This window comes from Nostoc sp. (assembly GCF_036919895.1).
Taxonomy (GTDB): Bacteria; Cyanobacteriota; Cyanobacteriia; order Cyanobacteriales; family Nostocaceae; genus Nostoc.
Genome location: NZ_JBALBW010000045.1, coordinates 1 through 3,286, shown reverse-complemented (window position 1 = coordinate 3,286; position 3,286 = coordinate 1). Strand labels below are relative to the sequence as shown.

The window sequence follows — 3,286 nt, the reverse complement described above, 5'->3', positions numbered from 1 at the left end:
TTTTCTCCCGCAGGTCTACTGAGTAGGGTTTCATCTGATTTTTTACTTTTATCTTCTCAACTACTGTACCAAACCGTTACACAAAGTGCTGTATCTGGGAAATAAATTAGAAATTCAGTATTACTACAGACATCCAAGAAGTTACCAAAGAAGAGGGATTTTTAGTATTGATGAACCTAGCCCAACAGTAAGAGGAGTTAATCGTCCTATTCCTAAAACCTATAAAAAACATCCTAAAGATCCAGCAAGTGTTATAGAAAACTTGCGCCCATTGACTACAATTGAAAGAAGCTACTTGCAGACTTTCCCGGAAACGTTTATTTTTGAAGGTACAAAAACAGACCTTGAACAAATGATAGGGAACGCTGTACCAGTAAAGCTTGCAGAGTATGTTGCTAAAACTATCCTTGAATATATTAAAGATAGTTTAAATAATTCTATAAGATTTACAGCAGAAAATTGTCTTTCATAATTAATTTAAAATGAACAATAATCAGTGACCAATGAATGCCCCATTCTCCATTTCTCAAACCATTGTTGCACGTGATTGAATGGATCTACCTAAGAGGTTGTTTGAAAAGTATTTCGCTGTGATTTTAGGCACTCTTAGATCCCCCCTAACCCCCCTTAAAAAGGGGGGAATTGGAATCAAAGTCCCCCTTTTTAAGGGGGATTTAGGGGGATCTCAAACTTTTTATACCGACAAGAGGACTTTTCAAACAACCTCTAAGTAGAAAATTCCAAGCGATGAGCAGTACCATCATCTAGAAAACTCTGTTCACCAACGCCGACTAATTCTACAATGGTTTCACGCGTTATAGGTGAAAACTCGCCTTCTCTGGCTGCAATCTCAACAATGGTTGTTTGCTGTTCGGAATAAACGCGGTAAGTTGTGGTGCAAAAGGCTCCTATTTGGTACTCAAAAGTATGACCATCATCTTCATAAAGAGTAAACTCACCAACGCCTTTCCAGACTCGCAGCCGCATTTGGTTTATGGGATGTTCATCTACATGTTGCATTACTGGCGCGATCGCAATAATCGATCCAGCCCGAACGTATAATGGCATTTTCTCCAGTGGTGCGGATGCAAGAATATGAGTTGGCCCTGTAAATGTTTCCCCAGTCCACCAATCAAACCAACAACCTTCAGGCAAATAGACGGCGCGATGTTCAACACCTGGACGGTAAATTGGTGCTGCTAGTAACGAGGGGCCTAGCATTACTTGATCGGCAAGAGAAAAGGTTTTGGGATCGTTGGGGAAATGATAGAGAAGTGGGCGAAGAATTGGTGCGCCAGTAGTTGCAGCTAACCAAAAAAGAGTGTAAATGTAAGGTAGTAATTGATAACGGAGTTCAATATACTCGCGGCAAATTTTTTCAATGCGATCGCCAAATACCCAAGGCTCATGCTGTGCAGTAGTTAATGCTGAATGCCCACGCATCAGGGGATAAAGCATTCCTAGCTGCATCCAACGCGCAAATAGTTCCGCCGTAGCGTTCCCTGCAAACCCCCCAATATCACTACCGACAAAGGCAACACCCGATAAACCCAGGTTACAGAGCATTGGTATGGACATTTCTAAGTGTTCCCACAGAGATTGATTGTCTCCTGTCCATATTGCTGACCAGCGTTGAATGCCAGCGTATCCAGAGCGTGTTAATACAAAAGAGCGTTCAGTGGGACGAGATATTTTAGCTCCTTGATAAGATGCTTGTGCCATCATTAGCCCATAAAGATTGTGAGCTTCCTTGTGGGTAGTTCTCTCGTCAGTTGGCCCTTGGGGTGTATCAAGAGGAAAGGAAATTTTGTTACCGGGGTCGCCGAATGGACGGTCATCAAGTGCAGGTTCATTCATGTCATTCCAAATGCCCGCAACACCAATGTCAGTTAGACTGTTTTGCCAATTTCCCCACCAATCTCTAACTTCAGGATTTAGGTAATCTGGAAAAACAGCTTTGTCTGGCCAAACATAGCCGTGAAATAACTGACCATTAGTTTTTCGGACAAAATAATTGTTTTTTAATCCTTCGTCAAAGACTTTGTAATCTGCTTCTGGCTCATATTTGACTCCCGGATCAACAATAGTTACTACTTTAAAGCCATCTTGTTTAAGATTTTGGATTAATTCTTTAGGGTTAGCAAATCGCTTCGGACTCCAGGTAAAGACCCGGTAGCTATTCATATAATCAATATCTAAATGAATAACATCACAGGGAATGCGACGCTGACGAAATTCATCAGCTAGTTTGCTGACTATATCTTGTGACTCGTAACTCCAGCGACATTGGTGATAACCTAATGACCATCGAGGTGGTAAGGGCATCCGTCCGGTTAGCTGGGTGTAAGTCTGGATAATTTTTGCAGGTTCAGGCCCATAAATAATGTAGTAATCTAGTTCACTTCCCTGAGTTTCCATTTGCAAGACTCCAGGTTGCTGTGCGCCTAGATCAAATCGGCTCCAATAAGTGGTATTAAAAAAAAGCCCGTATCCCAATCTCGGACGCAAGGCGATGAAAAAGGGAATCGCCTGATACATACTGTCTGTCATGATGCCGTAATCGATCGCATCTGATGTCCAGTTAGTTTTGACTTTCGATCGCTGATCTAATAAACCAGTCGGTTCGCCAAAACCATAGAAATGTTCGTCAGGTTCAATTCGTTTCCAGCCAGTAACAGCACCAGTCCGCCACCCCATGCCTAAGTCTGTATCGTGAGCAAAGGGCTGTCTTGCTGAGTCAAAAAACTGGATACGACACGGGTCGCGGGACACTACAATAGACAATTGCTCAGTTTTAATTTCTATAGTCTCTGCTTTTTCTTCCACTTCAAAAGGCACAACAGGCCATTCTTCATCCGCTTGTGCCACTGCCCACGATCGCCTGGAGAGAAATTCACCACTTGGGGTCATCCGTACCCGAATTAAGTTTGCTGCTAGCACACTAACTGTTAGACAGGGGCCACCGCACTGCAAGAGGATATGGCGCTCATTCTGTTGTATTGCTTGTACTGCTCCCAGGATTGACCAAGGTGCTTCCGTTGTGTGCAGTTGTCCAAAGTATTGTGGCATAATCCCTGATTCAAAATAACTACTTTCTCCAATAGAGACTCACATAAACTACTACCAAAAAGCGTGTATCTTTAGGCATAGCGTATATTGAAGTTTATAGCGGTTCTCAGTTGAGTAGGTACTGAACCCCACCCCCAACCCCCTCCCCGCAAGCGAGGAGGGGGCTATGATGTAACTTGTATGATTGGGAAACGCTATATTTTGGATGGGAAGTTTC

Annotated in this window: 1 protein-coding gene and 1 pseudogene; one reads left to right on the top strand and one right to left on the bottom strand. The window is 43.0% G+C overall.

Features of this window, described 5'->3' with window-relative positions:
• Nucleotides 1–88 precede the first annotated feature (88 nt).
• Nucleotides 89–472 (top strand): annotated as a pseudogene (locus V7K55_RS08115) (DNA cytosine methyltransferase); the annotation flags it as partial.
• 254 nt (nt 473–726) lie between these two features.
• Here V7K55_RS08115 and V7K55_RS08110 read toward each other — a convergent pair.
• A complete protein-coding gene (locus V7K55_RS08110) occupies nt 727–3,069 on the bottom strand; it encodes a glycoside hydrolase family 31 protein (RefSeq protein ID WP_334829976.1) in 2,343 nt (780 codons plus the stop codon).
• Between the last annotated feature and the right edge of the window lie 217 nt (nt 3,070–3,286).

Bases quoted from the DNA above. Each gene is read 5' to 3' on its own strand.
- V7K55_RS08110 (WP_334829976.1), bottom strand. From the start codon at position 3,069: ATGCCACAATACTTTGGACAACTGCACACAACGGAAGCACCTTGGTCA.